The organism is Chryseobacterium sp. W4I1 (assembly GCF_030816115.1).
Classification (GTDB): Bacteria; Bacteroidota; Bacteroidia; order Flavobacteriales; family Weeksellaceae; genus Chryseobacterium.
On the sequence record NZ_JAUSXQ010000001.1, the window covers coordinates 3534920 to 3561522 of the forward strand.

At 37.6% G+C, this 26603-nt stretch carries 16 protein-coding genes and 1 pseudogene; 7 read left to right on the forward strand and 10 right to left on the reverse strand.

Annotation, left to right across the window (positions count from 1 at the left end):
- Positions 1–78: 78 nt before the first annotated feature.
- From QF044_RS16470 to QF044_RS16510, 9 genes and pseudogenes are all read right to left on the reverse strand, one after another.
- Positions 79–2578, reverse strand: a pseudogene (locus QF044_RS16470) (polysaccharide biosynthesis tyrosine autokinase).
- A gap of 2 nt (positions 2579–2580) precedes the next feature.
- Positions 2581–3444: a polysaccharide biosynthesis/export family protein gene (locus QF044_RS16475; protein ID WP_307269528.1), complete on the reverse strand. Its 864-nt coding sequence runs from the start codon at positions 3442–3444 to the stop codon at positions 2581–2583.
- A gap of 28 nt (positions 3445–3472) precedes the next feature.
- The gene (locus QF044_RS16480) at positions 3473–4600 is read right to left on the reverse strand and encodes a glycosyltransferase family 4 protein (RefSeq protein ID WP_307269530.1); all 1128 of its coding nucleotides are present in this window, start codon (positions 4598–4600) and stop codon (positions 3473–3475) included.
- A gap of 113 nt (positions 4601–4713) precedes the next feature.
- Positions 4714–5700, reverse strand: a complete 987-nt coding sequence (locus tag QF044_RS16485) for a glycosyltransferase family 2 protein (RefSeq protein ID WP_307269532.1) — start codon at positions 5698–5700, stop codon at positions 4714–4716.
- A complete protein-coding gene (locus tag QF044_RS16490) occupies positions 5697–6473 on the reverse strand; it encodes an SGNH/GDSL hydrolase family protein (RefSeq protein WP_307269534.1) in 777 nt (258 codons plus the stop codon). The genes QF044_RS16485 and QF044_RS16490 overlap by 4 nt, the downstream gene beginning before the upstream one ends.
- Positions 6474–6485: 12 nt before the next feature.
- Entirely contained in the window at positions 6486–7553 is a 1068-nt protein-coding gene (locus QF044_RS16495) for a formimidoylglutamase (protein WP_307269536.1), read from the reverse strand.
- Between the two features lie 127 nt (positions 7554–7680).
- The gene (gene topA, locus QF044_RS16500; protein ID WP_307269538.1) at positions 7681–10257 is read right to left on the reverse strand and encodes a type I DNA topoisomerase; all 2577 of its coding nucleotides are present in this window, start codon (positions 10255–10257) and stop codon (positions 7681–7683) included.
- Positions 10258–10527: 270 nt separating this feature from the next.
- Positions 10528–13953, reverse strand: a complete 3426-nt coding sequence (locus QF044_RS16505) for a T9SS type A sorting domain-containing protein (RefSeq protein ID WP_307269540.1) — start codon at positions 13951–13953, stop codon at positions 10528–10530.
- A 292-nt stretch (positions 13954–14245) separates the two neighbouring features.
- Positions 14246–15385, reverse strand: a complete 1140-nt coding sequence (locus QF044_RS16510) for an EpsG family protein (protein WP_307269543.1) — start codon at positions 15383–15385, stop codon at positions 14246–14248.
- Between the two features lie 331 nt (positions 15386–15716).
- Between QF044_RS16510 and QF044_RS16515 the strand changes: the two genes are divergently transcribed.
- The 6 genes from QF044_RS16515 (at position 15717) to QF044_RS16540 (ending at position 22928) form a co-directional block, all read left to right on the forward strand.
- The gene (locus QF044_RS16515; RefSeq protein WP_307269545.1) at positions 15717–19370 is read left to right on the forward strand and encodes an MMPL family transporter; all 3654 of its coding nucleotides are present in this window, start codon (positions 15717–15719) and stop codon (positions 19368–19370) included.
- A gap of 42 nt (positions 19371–19412) precedes the next feature.
- A complete protein-coding gene (locus tag QF044_RS16520; RefSeq protein ID WP_307269547.1) occupies positions 19413–20327 on the forward strand; it encodes a dialkylrecorsinol condensing enzyme DarA in 915 nt (304 codons plus the stop codon).
- A 1-nt stretch (position 20328) separates the two neighbouring features.
- Positions 20329–21468 (forward strand): beta-ketoacyl-ACP synthase III, encoded by a 1140-nt coding sequence (locus QF044_RS16525; protein WP_307269550.1) that lies wholly within the window; start codon positions 20329–20331, stop codon positions 21466–21468.
- Positions 21468–21899 carry a hypothetical protein gene (locus QF044_RS16530; protein WP_307269552.1) on the forward strand — a complete coding sequence of 144 codons (432 nt, stop codon included), beginning with the start codon at positions 21468–21470 and terminating at the stop codon, positions 21897–21899. Before QF044_RS16525 ends, QF044_RS16530 begins: the two co-directional genes overlap by 1 nt.
- A gap of 5 nt (positions 21900–21904) precedes the next feature.
- Positions 21905–22345 (forward strand): ABC transporter permease, encoded by a 441-nt coding sequence (locus tag QF044_RS16535; protein ID WP_307269554.1) that lies wholly within the window; start codon positions 21905–21907, stop codon positions 22343–22345.
- 313 nt (positions 22346–22658) lie between these two features.
- Positions 22659–22928: a hypothetical protein gene (locus QF044_RS16540; RefSeq protein ID WP_307269557.1), complete on the forward strand. Its 270-nt coding sequence runs from the start codon at positions 22659–22661 to the stop codon at positions 22926–22928.
- Between the two features lie 74 nt (positions 22929–23002).
- Here the strand turns inward: QF044_RS16540 and QF044_RS16545 are convergent, their stop codons facing one another.
- Positions 23003–25915: a pitrilysin family protein gene (locus tag QF044_RS16545; protein ID WP_307269560.1), complete on the reverse strand. Its 2913-nt coding sequence runs from the start codon at positions 25913–25915 to the stop codon at positions 23003–23005.
- Between the two features lie 251 nt (positions 25916–26166).
- Between QF044_RS16545 and QF044_RS16550 the strand changes: the two genes are divergently transcribed.
- The gene (locus QF044_RS16550; RefSeq protein WP_307269562.1) at positions 26167–26571 is read left to right on the forward strand and encodes a hypothetical protein; all 405 of its coding nucleotides are present in this window, start codon (positions 26167–26169) and stop codon (positions 26569–26571) included.
- Positions 26572–26603 lie beyond the last annotated feature (32 nt).

Sequence of the window (26603 nt, forward strand, 5' to 3'; positions counted from 1 at the left end):
GGCAAAATTATTCTTTTTTCCTTAGATCTCAAATAAGGAAAGTATAAAAAAACCCCCATTTGCTGAGGGTTTAAAACGCTATTTTTTGTTAAATATTGCCTGTACCTTATTTCGTATCTTTATGAGTAAAGGTTCTTTATAATTTTTGTCTTCGTCAAAATATCCATAGCCATAGCCGTAACCATATCCGTAACCATATCCATAGCCTTGTTTCGTATTGTAGTCATTATATATAAATCCTAAATGATCAACCTCTCCGCTATGGTATTTTTCAGTGATCATTTTCAGCATATATTTCTCGGTATATTCGTGACGCACCACATAAAGATTGGCATCAGAATACTTCATCAGTTCATAGGAATCTGCTACAAGACCTACCGGCGGAGAATCTATGACAATAAAATCATATTTCTCTTTTAATTCTTCAATAAATTTAATGTTTCGTTCGCTCATTAAAAGTTCTGAAGGATTGGGAGGAATAGGTCCTGAGGTAGCAACATCCAGATTAGGAATCCTGGTTGTATTGATGATCTGCTCTATTTCCACTTCTCCGCGTAAGGTAGTTTGAAATACCATATTTATTATCGATCTTAAAGTCTCCGAAGATCTTAGGTTTTCTAAGGTCCATACCCAGAAGAATCGTTTTTTTATCACTTAACCCAATTACTGAAGCCAAGTTGATGGAAATATACGTTTTTCCTTCACCACCAACGGAAGAGGTAACAAGGATGGTTTTTCCTTTACCATCTTCTTTATTATTCTCCATCAGGAATCTCATACTGGCACGGATTCCCCTAAATGCCTCTGATACTGATGATTTAGGCTGCTCCAGAACGGTTAACATTCCTTCGTTGGTATTTTTTCCTATAACGCCAAGAAGTGGAATCTTCGTTGCCCCCAACAGTTCTTTGATATTTCTTATTTTATTATCCAGCACTTCCCCGATCAGCATGAATAGTAAAGGAAGCAACAGCAATCCGGTAATGATTGCCATCTTTATAGCTTTTACATTCGGGCCTATAGGGCCTTGTCCCAGATTTTTAGCAGGGTCAATTACTGTAATATCAGACTGATTGGTCGCCACTTTCATTTGGGCATCGTTCTGTCTTCCCAAAAGACTGTTGTAGGTCGCTTCGATCATACTGTATCCTCTTTCTGCATCCAGATATTTCCTTTCTTTTTCGGGATATGCATTCAGATCAGAATTGGCATCTGCAACCTGTCGGTCTATTTTATTGATCTCGTCGTAGTATTTTGTATAATAATTTCTTAATGCACCATTGGAACCGGATCTTGCTTCATCAATAAGTCTGTTTATTTCTCTAATAGGTTCAGAGTTCGGCTTATATATGGTTGCCATCTCTCTCTTCTTTGTGTACAGTGCTTTAAGCTCCGTCACAGAAGCGGAGAAGAAACCATCTTCAAAGCCAGCGGCATTGGTACTGATCATTTTATCAAAATCCTGAGCATGCAGTGTATTTTTAATGTTATTCAGTGAACTGATCTTACTTACAATATCAGCTTTTTTCGCCTCAAGCTCTTTTATTTTATCTAATGATTTTTCGTCTCTGTCTTTAATGTTATAAAGCTTTTCTGAAGTTTTCAGATAGTTCAGCACCGCTGCGCTGGAATCCAACTTTTTGCGGATACTGGCAATATTAGCTTCTAAATAAGCATCTGTATTCTTATTAACTATATTCTTATCAGCAAGTCTTTTTTTCTGAAGCTCACTTACCGATTTATTTAAGAAATTAACGGTACTGTTAAGATTAAATCCTTTTTTATTGATAATCATTATGGTCCCGATTTCCTTATCGAATTCTACCCCAAGCGTGGAAACAATTTCATTAACACTTTGATTTACAGAATTTAGATTTACAATAATGTTATCTACTTTTATTTTAGGAGTCTCTGTATTTTTAAGCAGCCTGAACCTAAGATTTGGGGAAGTATACCATTCGTTGATCTTTATAATCTTATTAGCCGGCCTGTTATAGCCATTAACGAACTGAAACCCTTCTGATTCATAGCTATATAAGCTTGTAGACTGTCCTTCTTCGGGAAGAATTACTTCATAGGCACCCGCTCCTTTCGGGATCAGGGTAATAGGATAATTGATCTGCTGAAGGTGCTTTTTATCTACCTGTAAAAAAATAGGTGAATCGGTCTTGTCAATATAAGTTGACTTTATCATCCCTTTAGTGGAATAATTCACGAAAAGATCAAGCTCTTTTACCAAAAACTCATTATGGGATCTGGATAAAAGCATTTTTTTAAGGTAAACTCCATCCTGATTTCCGTTCTGCCCCCATATAAAGTTGATGGATTGGTTTGGAGTGAAATAACTGGATGTATTGTTGGATATGCTCAGAGAAAGTTCCGAGGCATAAATGTTCTGTGCGTAGTATTTACTGTATACCCATGAAATGAGATAGCCAATAAACAGCATAAATACAAACCAATACCAGTTTTTTAGTATCCTTCTTAAGAAATGTTCGATATCAAATAATGCAAACGATCCATACTTTTCCTTCTGGGGTTCGTTTTTCCCTACTTTAGCGTCGTTCTCTGGAATCATGGTTAAAGGTTTTTAAGAAGCAGGTAAATAGATAATGCTGTAGTAATCACAGATACTCCGGTAGTTAAAGTCTGTACAGGATCTTTTCCAAATCCGTTTAAGCTTTTCCCTCTGGTATTCAGATAGATTTCATCTCCATTCTGTACATAATAGTACGGAGAATTCATAATATCTTCACGGGTAAGGTCAATTTTTGCTACTTTAATCCCTTCCGGCAATTTTCTGTGAATCACTATATTTTGACGGTCTATTGTTCTGTTTAAACCTCCGTTAATAGCTAAAGCTTCGGTAATCGTCAGTGTATTTTTGTGTACTACTTTTTCTCCTGAAAGACCTGTAGTTTCTACGTCCCCCAGAATATAGTAAGTAATTCCGTCTGTATTCAGTCTTACTTCGGATTTCCCTTCCTGAAAATTCTCATTCACTTTATCCTGGATCTCCTGAGTAATATCTTCCAAAGTTCTTCCTTCAGCTTTGATGTATCCTATACCAAATACATTGATATCGCCTTTGGAATCCACTTTCAATCCGTTGAAATAAAAATTGATATTCCCTCCGGTAGAAGATCCACTGCCTCCAGCTCCAGCTCTTCCTGCAAGTGCAGGATTCGTGCCTCCACTTGTCCCACCTGATGTGTTGAGGGATGAATAAAACTGTGCCGCATCCCCTTTAGGAGTGGTGACAATGTTCAGATTAAGCAGGTCATTTTTGGTAATTCTATAAGTAGGAATATTATAGGGAATAAGTCCTTCCTCATTGATTACCAAGCTTTCACTGGGCTGCATATACCTTACATCTTTTTTGGTAATACAGGAGGTAATAAAAAAGGGTAATAATAAAAATAAATATTTCAAGTTCTTCATCATATTGGGATATTGTTTGCAAAAGTAAAAATTAAATTCTTAATTTCTTATTATTTCTTAAATGATAAATAAGATCTGGAAGATAAGCTCCAAAAAAACCTAACAAAATAATGATAAGGAGCAACATGTTAATATTGATATGTCTCAAATAATAAGCTATGATAACAATCATTAGATAGTAAACAATGATATAAAATGTTGATCTCCTGTGGGTAATATCAAGCTTCAGCAGTTTGTGATGGATATGGTTTTTATCTGCATCAAAGGGAGACTTTTTATTACAAAGTCTTACAATGATTACATTGAGCGTATCAACAATCGGTAGAATAAGGATGGCTACAGCTATCGCAGGTGCAGACTGAAGGTGATATCTTGGAACATTAGGCAGCTCTTTATCAATGAAAATGTCAATAAAACAAATGGATGTAAATGCCAGAAGAAAACCAAGAAGCATAGATCCGGTATCTCCCATAAATATTTTATTGGTTCTGTAATTCGATAAATTATAGTACAGAAATGCAAGTACGGTTCCTATAATAACTGCTGATAATACAACCAACGGATAATTATATTCTCCCAGCCTGTAATAGCTTATTCCAAACAGACCGCTGCAGATCACAGAATAACCTCCGGCAAGCCCGTCGATCCCGTCGATCAGGTTGAAAGCATTGATCAGAACAATAAATGTAATAATACTGAACAGCACACTTACAATATAGCTCATTTCATAAATTCCCAGTATTCCGAATAAGCTCCTTATCCTGATGTCTGACCCTATTACCACCAGTGAAGATACTACGATCTGCGCCACAAGCTTCTTATAGGCCCTCATCACAACAATATCATCCATCACTCCAATGTAGAGAAGAATGATGAGTGAAGCAAACAAAAATTTGTAGAGATCAAAAAGTTCGTACGCAAAGATGGACGTACAGATCCCGATCGCGTAAAAGATAGCAATCCCTCCAAGATTTGGAATTTTCCTGAGATGGGAACTCCTTATTCCAGGCTCATCCATAAGATTTTTTCTTCTGGATATCTTGATGATGGTGGGGATGGAGAAAAAGGTAATTAAAAAAGAGAACAGAAAACCTAATCCTATTTTCATGTAAAAAATAGAAATTCCTGATTCGCTTAAGAACAATTCAAAATTCTTCATTTTTCTTTTATCAAGTACATCATCAATATCTCATAAAACTTACTTAAAACTTCATAAGAAGCTTTCCGTCAAAGTCTTAGGGATGACCGAAACAATTGCACTTATCATTTGTGTTATAACAATTTTCTTATCAGTTTCTTTTGACCGGCAAAAAATAACAGATAAAAAATCTTTTTTTTCACCGGCAAAGATAAAAGATAATTCTTACCAAAACGATTATACTTCAATATATCTCGAATTTTTATTTTCCTTTCTTGCATAAAGACAGCCAGTTCGCCAGCCATTTTATAGAAAGTTTCTTCATTCTTCACAAAGGCAAGATAGGCCAGAAAAGAATAAACGCCTTCAAAAATCTGAAAGTTTTTCATTTCTTTTCTTTTAGCAGCATATTTCGAAATTTCAAAAACAGATTCTACATCTTTCACCGCTTTTAGTATATCAAGCCCTTTTTCTGTATGGGTTTTTGTGATAGAATCGGTGCGTTCAAGATACTGATAATGGAAATTCTGGGTCTGTGCCAGGACTCTACACTCCAAAAGCAGCTGCGGAATCAATTGAATATCTTCAAAATGAACGCCTTTTTTAAATCTTTTATCATCAAAAAGCTCTTTTTTAAACAATTTATTGCAGGCAAAATAACTAAGATCTGAAAAAACAGAAAAATGATCTTCCAGCTCTATTTTTTCCGGCATATTAGGGATCTGGGTGAGTTTTTGGGTCACTTCTCCGTCCTGGTCTACTTTCTGGATGTTACAGATGACCATTTTAGCCTGATATTTTTCTGCGAGCTGCAACATTTCTTCAAACATGGTTTCCGTGACATAATCATCACTGTCTACGAAACCTATGTATTCACCGGAAGCCCGATCCAGTCCAAAATTCCGGGCATCACTGAGTCCCCCGTTCTCTTTTGTGAAAGCTTTTATTTTTTCCGGAAATTTTGCTGCATATTCTTCAATGATTAATGCAGAACTGTCTGTACTTCCATCATTCACAACCAGAATTTCAATATTCTGAAGACTCTGCTTTACTAGGGAATCCAGGCATTTGACCAGGTAATTCTCTACATTGTATACGGGAACTATAACGGAAACCTTCATTTTGAATCTTCTAAATTGATCATACTTTCTGATAAAAATTCACTGAATTTCTGATAACCCTTCATATTTAAATGCAGAGGGTCTGCATACAGATCTTTGTCTTTATTATAATTCCTGCTCACTTCATCAAAATTCAGGAGAATCACTTTTTTATCCAATCCTGTGCTTTTTAAATCTTTCAGAAGCGTATTTCTATAATCCTGTAATTTAAATTCAGCGTTTCCGTTTAAGACAAGCTCAGTTCCTCTATTGCTGAGGCCGCTTAGTATATTTTTATTTTTAAAATTTTCTTCCAATCCAAATTCAGGCAGAGAAACAATAACCGGTTTGATGTCATAATGCAGAAGTGTATTGATGATCATCACCATATGATGGGCATAATAATCAGGTCCCATGCACATTGCAGCATCGTTCACCCCGGCCATTATAATACAGTAATCTGGCTTCTTTTCAAGTATTTTTTTTGAAGAAAACTCTTCGCTTTCATCTTTAAAGAGGTTTTCATAGATTTTTTTGGTTTTGGCACCGGGATTTCCTGATGATAAAATTTCTGCATGAACTCCTTTATCCGAAAGTCTTTTCTCTAAAAGGGAGTCCAGATTCTGACGAACTACCCAACTGTCACCAATAATACCAATTTGCAAACCTGCTTCAGGCTTTGTATTGGAGGGGAAATATTTTTCCTGCCCGGCATAGGCATATTTGTTCCAGAAATACAGGAAACAAAATATGACCAACAATAAGACAATACCGATACTTATCTTTTTTTTCATCTTTGTGTGTTCTTAAAAGGCCAACCTGGGATTAAGTGTTCCTTTTTTTGCTTCTTCAAAATCTTTTCTGGAACATGGGATACAGTTTTCAATATTGTCATCATCCCCAAAATACCACAAATTACTGAAGGTATCCCGCTTGAAGGCATACTGATCTTCATCAATCAAAACGTAGAACATTTCATAATGTCTTTCTTTCGGATGGGACCGTTGGATATTGATTCCCTCGATAAGATACCAGATCATTTGTGCCAGGAGCTGATGATTCAGCTGGCTTTCGGAATAGATATTATAGTTGAAAATTCCTACGGATTTTAAATTCTCACTCAGCCCTATTTCTTTCATATAGGCACAGATTTCTCTTCTGTTCAGTCCGTTTACCTGTGGATTCATAGAAAAAGGTTCACTGAAACTTTCAATGGCATCGCAATTTAAGGTAACTAGGTCTGCTTTTCTGAAGAAAGGTTCTGTTTTCTCTGTAGAATTCATCATTTCTGCCAGACGGACGATGTCAAATTCCACTTCTTTGATGAGCCTTACAGAATCTACTTCGTTCAGGTGTTTCTGATACCCTAAGTGGTGATAGTTTTTGATTGAGAAATTTTTGGAGCCCAGGATTTTACCTAAAAAAGTATATTCATTGATATTTTCACCCTGTTGCAGGGAAATAATATTGCTGATCTGGGTATAATTAATGTTTTTCTTATGAAAATTCAATGTAGAAAATAATGAGAAGGCAAAATCGTTGGATCCGCCTATGATCACAGGAAGCGCTCTTTTGTAATGGCATGCAGATAAAACTTCCTGCAGAATATAATGGGAATCCTGAACAGATTTTCCGGAAACCAAATCTCCAAGATCTACTACCGGTATTTCAAAATCCAGTTGTGAGAGTTTATAAAATTCCTTTCGGACCGCTGTGAAATCCTGAACTTCAGCATCTCCTCCCGCACCTCTGTAATCCGAAACAAAAAGAAGCACAATGCTGTCTTCTTTTATATCTTTTGTGATCCTGCTGCCGATCTGCCAGCTTTCCGCTTTGAAATTTCTTGGTGAAATGATAAAATCTTCAAAATCCATCTATATACTACATTATTTACACAAACATACAAAAAACCTCATCAAGTAAAAATGCTGTTAGTGTTAATTAGGATAAAATAAAAAAACACGGATTACAAGTCCGTGTTTTTCAATATATTTTTGTAGTTTATTTCTTTTTGGCCACTGTTTTCTTTACAGTTGTGGTCTTCTTGGCAGTCGTTGTTTTTTTAGCTGCGGGCTTTTTTGCTGCCGGTTTTTTCTTTTCAGCGAAAGCTTTAGGATCCTGGTCGGTGATCCATTTTTTCACCTCATCCAGAGATACATCTTTCAGTTCATCTGCTTCATATTTGGTTTCATCTTTCTTCCTTGGAATCTTGAACATAGCTTTGCCAAACTTAACGAATGGTCCCCATCTTCCGTTTTCAATAGAGATTTTTTCTTTTTCCCACTGTTGGATATATCGGTTGGCTTCTTTTTCAAGTTTAGCATCAATCAGTTCATTAATGTCATCCTGAGAAAGGTTTTCAAAATCATATTTCTTGGGCACATTCACAAAAATGCTTCTGTACTTGATGAAAGGTCCAAATCTTCCGGTTCCTTTTGTTACAGGTTCACCTTTATAACTTGCAATGGGTGCATCTGCGATTTTCTTTTCACTAATAATTTCTTCCGCCCGTTTTTGATCCACAGAAAGCGGGTCCTCCCCTTTCGGAATACTGATGTAGGTTTCGCCCCATTTAACATAAGGTCCGAATCTTCCAACCCCTACAGAAACAGCCTGACCATCAACTTCACTAAGATCAAAAGGCAGTCTGAACAGCTCTAAGGCTTCTTCAAAAGTAATGGTTGCAATATTCTGACCGGACATTAATGATGCGAAAATTGGTTTTTCTTCATCTTCCGTCTCTCCAATCTGGATCATTGCGCCAAATCTTCCAATTCTTGCATGAACATTTTTACCTGTTTTCGGATCAACTCCCAGCAATCGGTCTCCTGTTGCCCGGTCTGCATTTTCTTCTACGTGTTCAATTCTCGGATGGAATTTTGAGTAGAAGTCGGTCATCATTTCTTTCCATTTTTGCTCACCATTTGCAATTTCGTCGAAACTTTCTTCTACTCTTGCCGTGAAACCATAATCCAGGATTTCTGTAAAATTATTGGTCAGGAAATCACTGACTACTTCACCGGTGTCTGTCGGAATGAATTTATTTTTATCGCCCCCGAATTTTTCTTCAAGGACTTCTTTTTTAATTTTATCTTTTACCAAAGACATTTTAACAACTTCCCTTGTTTGCGGGTCGATTTCGTGCTTGTCAACATACTCACGGTTTTGGATCGTCTGAATCGTCGGAGCATAAGTAGAGGGACGGCCAATTCCCAATTCCTCCAGTTTCTTCACTAATCCTGCTTCAGTATATCTTGCACTTGGTCTTGTGAATTTTTCTGAAGCGATAATTTTTTTATAGCTTAAAACTTCACCAACATTGACTTTAGGAAGAAGCTTTTCGTTGTTTTCCTCATCATCTTCATCTGTTTTTACAATACCGTAAGCTTTTAAGAAACCATCAAAGATGATCACTTCTCCCTGCGCTTCAAAATGCTGAGGCAGCGATGCATTGCCTATTTCAATAACGGTCTTCTCTATTTTAGCATTGGCCATCTGAGAAGCCAGTGTTCTTTTATATATGAGTTGGTATAGTCTATTCAACTGAACATCACCGATACTTTTCACTGCAAAATCCGTTGGACGGATCGCTTCGTGAGCTTCCTGTGCAGAAGCAGATTTGGTGGTGTAGTTTCTGGGCGAAGAGTATTCAGCGCCATATTCTGAGGTAATTTGCTTTTTTGCTCCTTCAATAGCTTCCTGGGAAAGGTTTACAGAGTCGGTTCTCATATAGGTAATGTATCCTTCTTCATACAGCCTTTGTGCAAGACGCATGGTGTTGGTTACATTATATCCTAATCTTGAAGATGCTTCCTGTTGCAGGGTAGATGTGGTAAATGGTGCAGATGCAGAACGGGTTCCCGGTTTTGTTTCAACATTGAGAACTTTAAATTCTGTAGTTTTTGCTTTTTCAAGGAATTTTTCTGCGTCTTCTTCTTTTTGAAAGTCTTTTTTCAGCTTGGCTGCAATTTCCTGTTCGTTTTTATTCAGGAAAATCCCATCCAGCTTGAAGCTTGCTTTCGGAATAAATTCGCGGATCTCTTTTTCTCTTTCTACAATCAATCTTACCGCTACAGACTGTACTCTTCCTGCAGAAAGACCCGGTTTTACTTTTTTCCAAAGAACCGGAGACATTTCAAAACCTACGATCCTGTCTAATACTCTTCTTGCCTGCTGGGCATTCACAAGATTCTGATCGATGTCCCGTGGATTTTCAATTGCTTTTAGAATGGCATTTTTAGTAATCTCGTGGAAAACAATTCTTTTCCTGTTTTCGGGCTTCAGTTTTAATTCGTCTGCCAGGTGCCAGGCGATAGCTTCTCCTTCACGGTCTTCATCGGAAGCCAGCCACACCATTTCTGCTTTCTTTACGGCAGCCTTTAATTCTGTTACCAGTTTCTTTTTGTCAGCCGAAACTTCGTAATCAGGACTGAATGTGGCAAGGTCTATTCCCATTCCTTTTTTTGGAAGATCACGGATGTGTCCGAAACTTGATTTCACTTCAAAATCCTTCCCTAAATATTTCTGAATAGTTTTTGCTTTTGCCGGGGACTCTACGATTACTAAATTTTTCGACATTCTAAAAAAATTTTTTGCAAAAGTAAAGCTTTTTTATTATATACTTTTTGTTAAACCGTTTTAATTTAAGAATTAGATGGGTTTCATGTCCGTTCCGAAGGGCATTTTTAAAGATATCAAGTCCTTTAGACAGTATAGTTTAGGCAAAGATTCAAGCTTAATAAAATAGATGATATAGAATTTTTCATCATTGGTGATAGATGTAACTTATGTGCAGAACAAAAAGCAGAAAAGGAAATCCTGTTCTGCTTTTTTATAGAAGTTTAAAATTTATTGTTTGATAATTTTCACAATCTTCTCCGAATCATTGATTCTAATCAGATAAGCTCCTGTATTAAGAGCAGAGAGATCTGTTCTGCCGTTTTCAAACTTACCGGATTTCACCAGCTGTCCGGATATATTATAAATCTGATAGTAAAAGCTGCCCTCATCCGACGCCTTGATATAAAGAATATCTTTTACCGGATTGGGATATAAGGAAATTCTGTTTTCCATTACTTTTTCTCTTACTTCTGCACTGCTTAATAGATCAGCTCTTTTACCTGACGCCAGTTCTGTAATCTGAAGTGTAGGAATAGGACCTTCTTCATTTCCTGCAGCATCATATTTTACTCTTACACATCGGCAGCTGGTCCCCATATAAGGATCATTATTATCATTAAAAGCAATAAAACGATTGGCTGTGGATGCAGCATCAAACAAGACATTGACGGATCTTCCGAGATAATTTGAAGCTAAAGCTCCTGTCCAGGCTCCAGGATACTGAAAATTAACCACATTGAAGGTACCCTGTGGAGATTGATTGGCAATAACATTTCTATACCCACGGGATCCTGAGTCAGGATAATTTCCCAATATATAAAAACCGTTTACAAACATATAGCCAATAGTAGATGTAGTTGAAGGATTTCTAACTCTAACTCCTGAATAGTCTGTAAGAGCACTATAAAAAGTAGCAATCCTTTTATCTTTTTTGTACCATGGGGACTGTCCGTAATCCTGATTGGAAATAAGCTCCACATTGGTGACGTCGGGAATCCTCCAACCTTCAGGACATGGGTCGAAAGGGGATTTTTCTTCTCCTCTTCCCCATCTTTCCGGGGCAAGGTTCGGTTCATCTGCTAGCCAGTCTGTCCCATTGGTATACGTAGGTGTTGCACTGTTGTATGGAGCAAAAGTACCTGGAATCATATAAACCAGAGGATTCTTAACGGAATAGGACAGTACTTTGGCGATTTTATCTGCCGGTCTGTCTGTAAGCATTACATTGGAAGCAGCAGCATAAGTGCTATACGGAACAATATAATTTCCTGTCATATTATTATAAGCAGCAGGAGTAAGTGTAGTATAGGTAACCGTTCCGTTAGCTGATGTCGTTCCCAGGAATATATTAAAGGAAGCTTTGTTGTCTGCGTATTGGAATGTCGGAATCGGGTCTTTTCTTCCCCACTGATAGTGTAGTCCTGTAGAAGCTCTTATTCTCGCAAGTTCTGCAGCGGTAGGGGTAAGAGCATTACCAACCATTGGGAATGAGTCTATTGCTCCCAGGTTTCTATCCATAAATTCAGTCTTAAGAACTGTATCTGCCTTGTTTACATAATTGATGTAGTTGACTGCTTCAGAGGCAGGAGCTTCCGTTGTATAAGTAAAGGAACCTAAAGCAGAATCGGTGATCCAGATATGCCAGCTCCAGTATACAGGGGTCGAAATACTTCCGTTATGCAGTGTAATCACAGCATTTCCACTCTGATTGGGATTGATCTGGACCGAGATCGCTGAGCCGCTGATACTCTGAATAGAAGACGGGGAAGGGTTAGCGACTGAAATCTTGCTAATAAGTCCCGTATTGGTTGTCCATAGTACATTTGCTTTTAAATTATTAAAATTAGAAGGATCCAGTATGGCCTGATTATTTAACAGCTGACTTTGTACTGAAAAAGCCTTGCTTACAGGAATATCTATGATAAAAGGTTGTGTATTTTTAACAGCCTGATAGGTGTTAGGATTATTAATTCCTTCTCTATATTCTGTAGGTGCAGCCATATATTCCGTTGGAAAATCATACCGGTCTATAACATACAGGGGATCTTTAATACATCTACAGCCATTAGCTTCTGAAGTATACATTCCGGACATCGGCATATAGGTATATCTTCCTTTGATATTGGGGTAATTGGGATCCGGAACATCCGGTTGCTCCTTATCGGGGATCATGTAAAGCCCTCTGACCACTACTGCCGGGGAAGCATCAAAGTGTCTGGCCATGGTTGCCGTCCAGAGTGCCGTATGATGCTGATCGGTATACTGTCCCAGATGAGCATTTCTGATAAGCTGTCCTGTTCCGGGAAAAACTCCCATATCATTTCCTCCTGCGTTGGAAAGATCAAACCCGAAATTGGGATAAACCTTAAATCCTGTCATAAATGCAGGAACACCATTATCTGTAGGTTTTATGATATGGTATTTATTTGCTTCAAAAGTATTTTTAGACATATTGGTCCTTACACCAAAAGGAGAAAAATCTATCCTGATATCATCTACATAAGACTGAGAGCCCAAATTGGCAACGAGCATGGATGGCATCCTCCATCCGTTGGGACATGGATCATAAGTAGATTTGTCCCTGTAAGGCTGGGCATTGCTGTCGTCATTATAACCCGTACGAATGATCCCTTCGGAATTATCTGACCAAAGATTAAGCTCCGAAAGCCTGTTATCCGGAAGGTCAGTGGAACGTCCGAACCAGTTGACCGGAATATTGACATTATTACTGTAGTAAGCCTGGCCGTTGTCAATATCTTTGTTCACATAGATCAGGCTTAAAGGATTTTTTACGGAAAGTCTGATATTACTTACTACTTCAGCATTTGATAGCGGAACATATTTCGTAAGGTTATCTATACTTGTGGCACCTGTAAAATTCTTCGCGCCCCTGTGTCTTATTCTTCCGATAGAACCCGAAACCTCATAATAATCATTTCCTCTTGTCACCAAGGGTGGAATCGGGTCTTTTCTTCCCCATTGATAAAGGAGCCCAATACTTCTGTTCCAGTCTGAAGATGTGATAGAAGCGCTCAATGCACCCAGATTACGATCCATCCACTTCCATTCGGAATCAGGAATGGGCTCTACCGTTCCATCTGCCTTCATTCTGGTGATATTGTCAAAACTTTTATAAGAAGATCCGTTGGTAGGATCATCGGTCACCCAGATATGCCAGCTCCAGTATATTTCTCCATTTATCCTGAGGGCTATGACGGCATTTCCTTTTTTTGTTTTGTTGACAGGAACCTTTATTTTAGCACCTTCTCCCGAATCCTGAAGCTCTAGTGAATAAGCTGTTCCTGATCGGATGAGCCCGTGGGTGTCTTCCCAGAGAACATCTGCTGTCATTTTACCGGCAGGAATTCCCCCATTCTTGATCAGATTATCTTCTCTCCAGACAGCATAAGCTTTTTTAACCGGAACAAGCAAACCTTCGCTGTTTTGCCTGGGATCAAATATATAACTGTTGGGTGCTTTAGTCCAGTCCTGAGGTAGTGCCCTGCTGACAGGATTACGTAAGGTATCACTTTCTGATTTCTTTTTCCCCGTGTAAGAAGGGGAACTTGCTTTTAAATCTCCACTATTCTGGGAATAGGTACAAATCGACACTAGGCAAAAAATTGCCGCAAAATGTTTAACTAAATCTTTCATATCCTTAGACTTGTGTGCCATTAAGGAAATACAACTTCTAAGCCCTCACCAACAATAATCGATTAATAATATAAATAACTATTAAATATTTAAATTATATTATTGACAATTCAAGTTTAAAGGATTATAAATACAAAAACGGCAACAATGTTTATAGCAGGCAAAAGTAAATATTTTCCGATAAACCATGTCGTTATGAAATCCAAATGAATAAATATTAACAAAACGTTCTATACTGTGCATAAAAAAAGACAGCCTAAAGCTGTCTCTGAATTGTATATAATAAGATTTTTTATGGAAGAACATGATTTTTATAAAGCTCATTTGTAAATCTTCCGACCTTTATATTGATAAATGAAGAGAAAACAATAAAATTAAAGATAACAAGCGCTATAATAAAAGAATAAATCAATTTTTTCATCCCGCTTGACACAACATACATTGTATTAGGGATCAGTATGTAAGCAAACCCAATGAATGCCCCAACAAGTCTGGACGAGAACACAGGGTTGTTTCTGAAAATAAAATAGAAACAGATACCGACTACAGCGTAGTTTCTATGATACTCGTAATACGGATACTTCTCTTTCATTTTGGTGTCGAATGCAAAGAGGAAGAAGGTAAGAATCATCATCATCGCTTCAGGAATTCCGAAGCCACCATTCAGCCTTTCTATAGACTCATCCATATATCCGTTTAACCCCTCTACCAAAATATTATCAGATGCCATCCCGGTTAACAGATCACCAAAAAAACGGTATATTTCAAATGGAGAAAGAAATATGGAAATAATGATCATGACCAGCATTGAGGTTTTATTCAATGGAACACGGGCCAGCCAATACATAGGAAGAAAGAGATAACTTACGGTATGAATACCGGATGCCAAAAATATAAAGAACAGGTAATGCCAGAGTTTCCGCTGTTTGATATAGCGTATAGCAAAATAAACAATAAATGTCCCGAGATTCTGCCTGATCTGCCCACTTTCCCCAACAAAAAAGTAGGGAATAAACATGAAAAGGGTAAATGTAAAGGGATAAAAAGTATTGTCTTCCGTGTATTCTATCTTAAAAAAAATAGCACATATCGCTATAATCAGGGTAAGAACATAAAAAGGGGCATTGAAAACATTCAGGAGGAGCTTATTGATCAGGGTATACAGCCACTCTACATCCAAATGATCAGGACCTTCTATGTGGAACATCTTTAGAAAGATGCTGTAGTAGCTCTTAGTATCAGCATTGATATACAATCCCCTGTAGCTTCCATAATCCGGCCCTGCATTGTCACGAAAACCAGCCAGTATAATAAGATAGATTCCTAAAAACCAAAACCATTTTTTATCTACTTTTTTTCCAAAGACTTCCTGTACACTGAAAAAAAGCATGTAAACAATGGCAATTATAAAATATGGGTGTAAAAGACTCATGCTGATCTAGAGTTTTTAAACCCATGCGGTACGCACAGGTAAGATTCAAATCTGTAAAAAGATAAGATGTACAGCAGAAAGGGGAATTCTATCATCAATAGAAATCCGTTTATTTTTTCATCATTTTTTTTCAACATATCTAAAACAGATTCTTATTTCTTTAGTAAAAATATTGGTTTAAAATATATTTTTTGAAGGGAACTTTTGCAAAAGTAGATTATTTTTTTATTCTGCCTAGAATATTTTGTTGATTTTCAGATAAAACTTATAGCGTAAATGTTTTGAACTACTCCTGAAAAAATTAAATTTGCAGACTTGATTTCACAATGTAATGCATCGTTTTTTTATATTTTTATATTATCTGATTTCCAAAAACAGGATTCTTTCTGCAGGTATTGCTTTAGGAATAGCTGTATTATGTGGATTTTTCGCTTCAAAAATTAATTTTGAGGAAGATATCAATCAGATTATTCCTAAAAATGAAAAGTCTGATCTTACGGCAAAAGTCATCAAGCAACTTAATTTTTCGGACAAGATCATTGTGATCATAGAAAATAAATCCGGTGAAGAGAGCTTTCAGCTTTCTGAAACGGCTGACACGTTTCTACAAAAAGTGGAACCCCTAAAGAAATACATAAGCTCTGTTCAGGGAAAGGTGAATGACAGTGAAATTTCAGAAACCTTTGATTTTGTGAATCAGAACCTTCCATTATTCCTTGATGAAAAGGATTATAAGGAAATTGAGCGGAAACTTCAGAAGGACAGCATTTCAAAGCAGGTAGAGAACAATTATGTTTCGCTTGTTTCCCCCACAAGTCTTGTGACAAAGGATTTCATCAAAAAAGATCCTTTGGGAATTACTTATTTGGGAATCAAAAAATTAAATGCTTTAAATATCAGCAAGGATTTCAAGCTTGAAGATAGCTATATCGTTACCAAGGACGGAAAAAACCTGCTCCTCTTCATCGATCCAAAAAATAAAAGCAACGATACCAAGGGCAATGAAGCCTTTATCAATAAGCTCAATGAGATAAAAGACGGCATCAACAAACAGTTTAAAGGGAAAACAGAGCTCAGCTATTTCGGTTCTCCGGTGATTGCCGTTGCCAATGCACAACAGATCAAAAAAGACATCCAGAATACGGTCATGATCTCGATGACCGTGCTGCTGATCCTGCTGATTTATTATTTCAGGAACTTTTTCACCCCAATCATCGTATTTCTCCCGACGGTATTTTCAGTATTGCTTGCTCTTCTGATCCTCTATTTTATTAAGGATAAGATTTCCGCAATCTCTTTAAGTGTGGGCGCAATTCTCATTGGAATTACGATAGATTATGCTCTCCACATCCTTACGCACTACAAGCATAACAATAATATTGAAGAACTTTATAAGGAGATTACACAGCCTATCATACTGAGCAGCGCTACAACTGCCGTTTCATTTCTTTGTCTGGTATTTGTGCGTTCTGAAGCATTGAAAGATTTGGGACTTTTTGCTGCTATTACTGTTATTTTATCTTCTGTCACGGCATTGATTATTGTTCCGCAACTGTATACACCTAAGCAGACTGAGGAACAACATAGTATCAATTTTATAGACAGAATCGGATCTTATCCTTATGAGAAAAATAAACCTCTCATTATAGGTTCCTCCATTATCATTATCGCCTGCCTTTTCGGCTTCAGACATGTGGGTTTCAATGAAGACATAGGAGATCTTAATTATATCCCGAAAGACCTGAAAATAAGTGAAGCAAAGCTGCAAAAGCTGTCCGACATTACTTCAAAATCTATTTACACCATTTCTTATGGAGATTCTGAGGAAGAGGCACTGGCAAGAAATTCCCGCCTGAGCAGTTTCCTTGAGAAAGAAAAACAGGACGGAAAGATCCTGAGCTACAGCTCGCTAGGAAACGTTGTTCTTTCCGAAAAAGATCAGAAAAAAAGGATCGAAGTGTGGAATACATTCTGGAATTCAGACAAAAAAAACCGCACGGTTGCTGAATTGGTGAACAGCGGAAATCAATTTGGATTTAACAGCAGCGCATTCGATCAATTTAATGATGCTTTAAATAAAAAATATACTGCTCTAAGTCTCAAAGACTACGAAAAGGTAAAAGCTTTGCAGGTTTCCGAATTCCTGAGCAGTGAAAACGGATTTTACACGGTTTCTAATGTTGTAAAAGTAGATGAGAAGAAAAGAGACACGTTTATAAAAGATATTGAAAAGAGTCACGATGCTCTTGCTATCGACCGCCAGCAGATGAATGAAAACTTTTTGGGACTGCTGAAAAGAGATTTCAGTACGCTGATCAACTACTCTCTTCTGGCTATCGTTCTGACGATCATCGTTTTCTTCAGAAATTTTGAGCTTACAGTCCTTACCATGTTTCCTATTGTTTTGACCGGCGTGGTCACAGCAGGTATTCTATATTTCTTAGGATTGGAATTAAATATTTTCAGCACAGTGGTCTGTACATTGGTTTTCGGCGTAGGAGACGATTTCAGCATATTCCTTACCAAAGCTATGCAAAAGGAACATACAACGGGGAAAAATGAACTTCCTACATACAGAACGTCCATTATTCTTGCCGTTTTCACCACGATTTTATCTATCGGCTCTTTGATCTTCGCCAAACATCCGGCATTACATTCATTGGCACTGGTAGCTTTGATTGGGATGTTCTCTGTGATCATCATCACTTCAACGCTGTATCCGTTCTGGTTCAGATTACTGATCACAAACAGGGCAAAAAAGGGACTTTCTCCTATTACCTTCAGATTATTACTCAGGTCTATCCTTTCATTTTCCTATTATGGACTGGGAGGCCTGGTTTTCTCACTCATCGGAAGCATATTTGTCAAAAGATCAAAAGGGAAAACCTTAGATATCATCAAATTAGTTTTAGCTAAATTTTTAACATCTGTTTTACATACCACTCCTTTTGTAAGAAAAAGAGTAATCAGAAATCCTTCAGAAGATTTCAGTAAGCCTGCTGTAATTATCGCCAATCATACCTCTTTCCTGGACACCCTTGCTATTGCCATGGCGACGCACAAAATCATCTATCTAGTCAATGACTGGGTATATGATTCTCCTGTTTTTGGAAAACTGGTGAAAGCATTGGGCTTTTATCCTGTTTCCCAGGGGATAGAGAACGGAATGGACAAGCTGAAAGAAAAAATTGACCAGGGATATTCGCTTGTTGTTTTCCCGGAAGCAGAGCGCTCTTATACCAATGATGTGAAAAGATTTCACAAAGGAGCCTTTTATCTTGCTGAACAGTTCGGGCTGGATATTCTCCCCTTGTATATTCATGGAAATTCAGAAGTACTGCCCAAAGGAGACTTTATCATTTACAACGGGAGTATTACTGTAAAAGTGGGTGAAAGGATCAGCAAAGACGATCTGAGTTTCGGGAAAAATTATTCTGAAAGGACGAAAAAGATCAACGCCTACTTCAGACAGCAATTTGCCGAACTAAGAAATGAGCTGGAAGATGAAAATTACTTTAGAAAGAAATTATTCTTAAGCTATCTCTATAAAGATAATGAAGTGGTAAAAGAAGTCAAAGATGATTTCAATATGAACAAATCTGTTTATTTTGAATTGAATAAACACCTTCCGAAAGACGCTTCGGTTCTTCATGCAGCCAATGATTTTGGACAGAAAGATGTACTGCTTACCCTTTATCAGGCAGAAAGAAGAATCTTTTCATTGATTAAAGATAATGATAGAAGAGCGACAGCATTACAGACGTATCTGGTAAAAAGAAGAAAGATTCATTATATCAACCATGTTTCCGAGATTCATAAGCCTATTGATATCCTTTTGATTTCGGATCCGGACTTTGACATCAGCTCGCCGGAGAAACTTCCTGAAACCATCATCTTCCTGAATACAGGGCAATCGGCTTTGAATAATTCAGATTATTACGAGGAATTCAATTCAAAAGCAATTAAAATATTCAAAAAACACTAAATAAATATGAAAAGCATATTTTTGTAACCGCAACAGAATACTATGAAAAAGAATATACTCGTAATCTATTACTCACAGACCGGCCAGCTGGAAGATATTGTAAAGAATATGGCTCAGCCTTTTGAAGCTAAAAAGGAAGAATATGACGTTACGTATTATAATATTCAGCTGAAGGAAGATTTTGCGTTTCCCTGGTCTGGAGACGTTTTTTTCAACACCTTTCCTGAATCTTATCTCCAGATCCCAAAAGAGATCTTCCCGCCTTCTGATAAGGTCATGAATACAAAGTTTGACCTCATTTTATTCGGATATCAGGTGTGGTATCTTACACCTTCTATTCCTGTTATCTCTTTTTTAAAGAGTGGTTTCGCTGAAAAGATACTGAAAGATACAGATGTAGTTACCATCTCCGGAACCCGGAATATGTGGATGCTTTCGCAAGAGAAGCTAAAGGTTTATTTAAAGAATCTTGGCGCGAGATTGGTAGGAAATATTGCTTTAGTAGACCGACATGACAACTATACAAGTGTACTGACAATCCTGCGCTGGATGACTACAGGGCAGAAAGAAAAATCAGGAATGCTGCCTGCTGCCGGAGTCTCTGATGAAGAAATTTCAGGATCTGTAAAATATGGTGATATTATAGAAAAACATTACAACAAAGGAGATCTGTCAGGTCTTCAGCCTGATCTGGTAAAGAACGGTGCTGTAGAAATCCGTCCTTTTCTGGTACGGGTAGAAAAAGTAGGAAATAAAATTTTCACCGTCTGGTCTAATCTGATTATCAAGAAAAAAGAGAAACGCCCATTGCTGATAAAATTCTTTAAGGTATATTTGATGGCTGCGATATGGATTATTTCACCTGTCGTCTTAGTTTTACACTTACTGACAACCCCTATATTTTGGTTTAAAAGACAAAAACAAAAAACATATTTACAAGGAATTAATTTAAAATAGAATGTACGACGTATTTATAACAAAAGCATCAACATACTTACCTAATAACCCGGTATCAAATGATGAAATGGAGACCTATCTTGGTCTGATAAATGGCACTCCTTCCAAAGCAAAATCATTGATTTTAAGAAATAACAAGATCACGACAAGATATTATGCTTTAGATACAGAAGGAACCCCTACTCATACGAATGCACAGCTTACTGCAAAAGCAGTTGAAGGATTATTTGATGAGAATTTCAAAAAAGAAGATATGAAACTTTTGTCCGTAGGAACTACTTCTCCGGATCAGATGCAGCCTTCACACGCTTCTATGGTTCATGGAGAACTGAATATCGGAAAATCTATTGAAATTAATACGGCTACCGGATTGTGCAACTCCGGAATGAATGCCCTGAATTACGGATTCCTTTCTGTAAAGGCTGGCGTACAGGAGAATGCGGTATGTGTAGGATCTGAAAGAATGTCTGCATGGATGACGGCGGATAAATTCAATCATGAAGCTGAAAACTTAAAAGCATTGGAAGAAAGACCTATTATTGCCTTCAAGAGAGAATTCCTGAGATGGATGCTTTCTGATGGCGCCGGTGCTTTCCTTTTACAAAATAAGCCTAGAGAAAACGGAATTTCTTTGAAGATAGAATTCATTGATTTTTACTCTTACGCTCATGAAATCGAAGCCTGTATGTATGCAGGATGCGATAAGCTGGAAAACGGTAGCCTTAAATCATGGGCAGATTATCCATCTGATGAATGGCTGAAGCAGTCGATTTTTGCTATAAAGCAGGATACTAAGATTCTTGACAAATATATCCTTGTAAAAGGGGCAGAAAGCTTAAGATCCTCTTTTGACAAGCATAATTTGGATCCTGAAAAGATAGACCACGTCCTTGCGCATATTTCTTCAGGCTATTTCAAAGATGGCTTAAAAGACGAGTTTGCTAAAAAAGGAATGGATTTCCCTGCAGAAAAATGGTTTTATAACCTTTCTGAGGTAGGAAACATCGGGGCAGGCTCTATCTTTATCGCTTTGGAAGAATTAATGAATTCCGGGACACTGAAAAAAGGGGAGAAAGTATTGCTGTGTGTTCCTGAAAGCGGAAGATTTGCTTATTCTTGTGCCTTATTAACGGTTTGCTAATGGGACACCAACTGCCGACATCTGATCAGGACTTTGTGGGAAGCCTTATTCCGCAGCGTTTTCCGTTTGTCATGGTTCATGAGCTTATGGATTATTCTGACAATCACCTTGTATCAGGATTTGTGATCAAAGAGGATAATATTTTTATCCAGGACAACACATTCCAGGCTTCAGGACTTATAGAGCATCAGGCACAGAGTGTCGCTTTACACACAGGCTACAAATACTTTCTTTTAGGAAAAGATGCTCCTACAGGATATATCGGAGCTATTAAATCTTTTGAAGCAGACATTCTACCTAAAACAGGAGACCGCCTGGAATCTGAAGTAACCATCCTGCATGAAATGATGGGTGTAACATTGGTGGACATCGTAACGAAAGTGAATGGCGGGATCATTGCAAGATCTCAAATGAAAACGGCTGTAAAATAAATGTAATGGAAATCAGGGAAGACCTCATCAATATACACAACTTTCTGCCACACCGTGAACCCATGCTCATGGCGGATTATATTCTGGAACTGACCAAAGAAAAAGTTGTGACTTCCTTTGAAATAAAAGAGGATAATATCTTTGTTCATAACAATGAATTTGTAGAGGCCGGCCTTATTGAAAACCTGGCGCAAACCTGCTCATCTATTCTCGGACAGAGTTTCTTTGAAAATCCTGACGCAGATACCAAAGTAATCGGTTTTATTACCAATATCAAAAAGATTGAAGTATTTGCACTCCCAAAAACAGGAGATAAGATCATTTCCAAAGCCTCACTGATTTCTCAATATGAAAATATCTGTAATATCTTCTGTGAGACTTTCAATAATGATGAATTGCTGATCAGAGCGGAAATCAATCTGTTTATTCAGGAAGTGAAATCTTAAAAATATTTCAGTGAAAATATATAACCGTACGATTATCGTGCGGTTTTTCTTTTTTAGCACTGGTTCGTGAAAAGGGTAATCTTATTTTTTTAACCACGGATTGCACAGATTTGCACAGATGATTATGAACGCGGGGAAGCTAAGAAAGCGAGTCGTAGAATATAACTCTAAACCAGTTTTACTGTTCTTTAAATATCTCATCAAGCTATGTAAACTATCAGAATTGAAATCCTGCCAATAACTTCCAGCCTCCATCTTCCTCCCCAATATTTAATAACCTTTATTTTTCGATATATTTGATAAAAATAATATTATGAGCGTAAAAGTAAGGTTCTATTCGTATGACATTGAATTCGATTTTGAAAATTCTGTTGAGTTTCCGGTTGCTCCACAGGTGGGTGATGAAGTGAATCTTATTTCATTTTTTAAGTACAGGACTTCCGAAAGACTTGAATACGTCAATAATATGGAAGATCTTTATCTCTACGAAAATGCGATTGTATCAGAACGTACGTGGTGTAATGATCTTGAGAAGACAGAAATATATTTACTGGTAAAGCTCAACTATACCAAGAGAAAATAAAGCTTTCTTTGAGATTCATTTTAAACAAAAAGCGGAGCATTGCTGCTCCGCTTAAAATTTGGTATCATTAAAGGTTAGTATCCGAAGATCTCCTCAAGAGAAACTTCCTGGAATGTTCCCATTTTATTGATGGATTCCATATTCAGATTTTCTTTTTTACCGATGATCGCTGTATTGTATTTTACAGGCTTTATCTCAGTATCATAGAAGCTTGTAAGCTGTGGCAGTGTCAGTCCCTGAATTTCAGAATAAATATCTTTTCTGATATCATAATCAACACCCAGCTTTTTCAGTGCCATCTGATTAAAGAAAATATTCGTTCTGTTAATCCTGTTTGACGCGATCTGTTTCAGTGCAGAACCTTTTGAGTTCTCAAACTGTGCCGGAATCTGTGGCAGGGATGCCATAAGATCATTCATAGCATTTACGGCCAGAGGAAGCTTATTGGCCTGTGTTCCGATATAATTTGTGATATAGTTTGCATGGTCTTTCTCTGTTGCGTTCGCATAAGAAACATAAGCAGAATAAGCCAGTGACTTACTTTCCCTGATCTCCTGAAATACGATAGAAGACAGACCTCTTCCAAAATACTCGTTAAAAACATTTGCTTTTCCGAAGTTACTCAAATTCACATCACCTCCCTTCGCTACTTTAGACATTTCCATCTGAACCATGTCATAATTTGTGAAATAGACTTTCCCTTCTGCAGCAGGCTCCTGATATTCTTTTGCTTTTGCCGGCTGGACGCTGGTTTCTGCAATATACGGCTTAACTGCCTTTTCTAAACCTGACTGATCCTGTCCGTAAAGCAATACCTCGTATGGTGACTGGTTAAGGGCTTTGATCTTCTTAGTCAGTTCAGCTGCATCAATGCTTTCAAGACGTTCTTTGGAAACAATATCCGTCATTCTGGAATTCTTACCGTACTTGGCATAGTTCGTAAGAGCAGCCATGATTCTTATTTTATCCTTTTTCCCGGCTTCTCTTGCCTCCAATATCGTTTTCACGGTTTTTCCGTAGATCTCTTTGTCAGCTTTTACATTCGTCAGCCAGTGATTCATAAGCTCAGCACCTTTTTTCATGTTGCCCTCAAGACCGCTTAGCGTAATCACTACCTGATCGTTAGACGCTCTGAAGCTGTAAGAGATTCCCAGCTTGTAGAATTCACTTTTCAGCTGCTCAGGCGTATATTTATCCGTTCCAAGATATTCGAAAAGAGTGACGGCGATTGAAAGTTCCTTATCATTATCCGTTCCGAAAGGGAAAATATAACTGATCTGTGCCACATCATTATACTTATTCTTTACAAAACTTACTTTCTTATCTTTAATCTGAGAAGTCTGAATCGCTGTTTTATAATCGATAAATTCCGGCTTGATCTCAGACACCTTGCTGCTTAAAATACCTTTAAGGAAAGGAGACTGCGCTTCTCTGTTCAGCTTGATCGGAGTAATACCTGGATTCTGTACACGAACCAGCTTATCATTCACTCCTTTTTCTTTATAAACAACAACATAGTTATCCTTGAAAAACTCGTTTGCAAACTTGACAACATCTGCCTTGGAGATTTTTTCATATTGATTGATATCATCTAATTCCTCCTGCCATGTCTTCTCATTGATATAGGTATCATACAACGTCGTTGCTAGTCCGTCTGCGGTTTCCCATGACTTCATACGCTGTACCTTCTTGTCATTAACGATGGCTTTCAGCATCCAATCCGGGAACTGTCCTTTTTTCACCAAATCCAACTGCTCTAGCAATAGTTTTTTAGCATCATCAAGACTCTGTCCCTCTTTCGGAGTTACCGACATCGTAAAAGCACCATAGGCTTTAAAAGCTGATTCATAAGCTCCTGCTCCCAATACTTTTTGCGTTTGATTCATATTAAGATCTATCAGACCTGCATCGCCCCTGTTGCTTAAAATTTCCGCAACGACATCCGCCAATCTTGCATTCTGAGTTCCATTTGAATCCGATCTCCAGGCCAGTGTCATTCTCTGTGTACTCGGACTTTTTACCGTTCTCGTCACAATGCTTTCCATCGGCTGTTCAGATACCATTTTTTTCATCGGCAGCTCTTTGTACGCAAAAGCACCAAAATACTGATCCACCATTTTAATGGTTTTATCAAAATCCAGGTCACCTACCAAAACAACAGCCATATTGTTAGGTACATAATACGTATCAAAATACTTATGAATAGCAACCATTGACGGGCTTTTCAGGTGTTCCGAAGTCCCAATTGTAGTCTGTTGCCCGTTCGGATGCTTTGGAAAAAGAGCCTCCATCATTGCGTAGTTCACAAGACGGCCGTCATTATCCTGGGCTCTGTTGTATTCTTCATACACAGCTTCCAGTTCTGTATGGAAAAGGCGCAATACCAATTCAGAAAAACGCTCTTTTTCCACCTTCAGCCATTTTTCAAGCTCGTTGGAAGGAATGTTATTTTTATAAACCGTTTCATCAAGCCATGTATGGGCATTCGTTCCCGTTGCGCCCAATGATGAGATTGCTTTGTCATATTCATTGGCAATTGCATATTTGGAAGCTTCCTGAGAAACCTCATCTATTTTCTTATAGAGCAGTTTTTTCTTTTCAGGGTCCTTTTCAGCTTTGTGCTGCTCGTAAAGATCAGAGATCTGTTGCAGCAATACTTTTTCCTTTGCCCAGTCCTGCGTTCCCAAATGAGAAGTTCCCTTGAAAACCATGTGTTCAAGGTAATGTGCCAGACCTGTATTGTCGCTAGGATCATTATTGGATCCCGTTCTTACAGGAATATAGGTCTGGATTCTTGGGGCATCATCATTCTTTGCCAGATAAACCTTCAGTCCGTTCTTCAAGGTATATACTCTCACACCGGACTGGTCATTTTTCACCGTTTCATAAGTATACCCCTGGCTGTCCGTTACCTTTTGAGTGTCAAATTTCTGCGCCATGGCATGCAGCATGCAGAAAAGTGAAACAGAAATAAAAAATTTCTTCATAAGTTTATTTATTTAAATCAAATTTCAATAGAATCCTATAAGTCTACATTCACCATGTACTTGTTACAGCAAACCGTGGATAATGATTTTTTATGTTAAAATTTAGATTTATCTTTAAATAAAGCCTATTACGGCATATAATTTAATATGATTTACATATAATGTATTTTCACTATTTTAGCCAACTGATTAAAAAGAATAAAAAAGGTGGACCATTTTCATCTTTAAACTAAAAGAATAATACGGTTTACATGAAAAAACAAGACCTGCCTCAGGATGAAAGCAATCTGAAGTCAGCAAACATGACCGAAGTCTTGTATGTGATGGACGAAAATGATAATTATACAACGGCAAACAGCATTGGATGGGAAGCTAAAAAAGCGGCTCTTGATGAATCCATGGAGCTTATTCATGAAAGAATTGAAGAAGCCAGACAAAACGTTGCCCATAATTTGGTAAGTCCTATTATTTATTTCATGGAACTGAATAAAATGGATTTAAGCGTTCTTGCTTCCTATGTCGGATTGTGGCAGTGGAGAGTGAAAAGACACGCAAAACCGAAAGTATTTAAAACACTAAACCAATCCGTACTGAAAAAATATGCAGATGCATTCGGGATTTCAGTGGATGAATTAAAGAACTTTGACGGAAAATAATAAGCATAAAGATATATGCAGAATTTCATTCC

Bases quoted from the DNA above. Each gene is read 5' to 3' on its own strand.
- QF044_RS16475 (WP_307269528.1), bottom strand. From the start codon at position 3,444: ATGATGAAGAACTTGAAATATTTATTTTTATTATTACCCTTTTTTATT.
- QF044_RS16485 (WP_307269532.1), bottom strand. From the start codon at position 5,700: ATGAAGGTTTCCGTTATAGTTCCCGTATACAATGTAGAGAATTACCTG.
- QF044_RS16490 (WP_307269534.1), bottom strand. From the start codon at position 6,473: ATGAAAAAAAAGATAAGTATCGGTATTGTCTTATTGTTGGTCATATTT.
- QF044_RS16545 (WP_307269560.1), bottom strand. From the start codon at position 25,915: ATGAAGAAATTTTTTATTTCTGTTTCACTTTTCTGCATGCTGCATGCC.
- QF044_RS16480 (WP_307269530.1), bottom strand. From the start codon at position 4,600: ATGAAGAATTTTGAATTGTTCTTAAGCGAATCAGGAATTTCTATTTTT.
- QF044_RS16495 (WP_307269536.1), bottom strand. From the start codon at position 7,553: ATGGATTTTGAAGATTTTATCATTTCACCAAGAAATTTCAAAGCGGAA.
- topA (WP_307269538.1), bottom strand. From the start codon at position 10,257: ATGTCGAAAAATTTAGTAATCGTAGAGTCCCCGGCAAAAGCAAAAACT.
- QF044_RS16530 (WP_307269552.1), top strand. From the start codon at position 21,468: ATGGGACACCAACTGCCGACATCTGATCAGGACTTTGTGGGAAGCCTT.
- QF044_RS16515 (WP_307269545.1), top strand. From the start codon at position 15,717: ATGCATCGTTTTTTTATATTTTTATATTATCTGATTTCCAAAAACAGG.
- QF044_RS16550 (WP_307269562.1), top strand. From the start codon at position 26,167: ATGAAAAAACAAGACCTGCCTCAGGATGAAAGCAATCTGAAGTCAGCA.
- QF044_RS16525 (WP_307269550.1), top strand. From the start codon at position 20,329: ATGTACGACGTATTTATAACAAAAGCATCAACATACTTACCTAATAAC.
- QF044_RS16510 (WP_307269543.1), bottom strand. From the start codon at position 15,385: ATGAGTCTTTTACACCCATATTTTATAATTGCCATTGTTTACATGCTT.
- QF044_RS16505 (WP_307269540.1), bottom strand. From the start codon at position 13,953: ATGAAAGATTTAGTTAAACATTTTGCGGCAATTTTTTGCCTAGTGTCG.
- QF044_RS16535 (WP_307269554.1), top strand. From the start codon at position 21,905: ATGGAAATCAGGGAAGACCTCATCAATATACACAACTTTCTGCCACAC.
- QF044_RS16540 (WP_307269557.1), top strand. From the start codon at position 22,659: ATGAGCGTAAAAGTAAGGTTCTATTCGTATGACATTGAATTCGATTTT.
- QF044_RS16520 (WP_307269547.1), top strand. From the start codon at position 19,413: ATGAAAAAGAATATACTCGTAATCTATTACTCACAGACCGGCCAGCTG.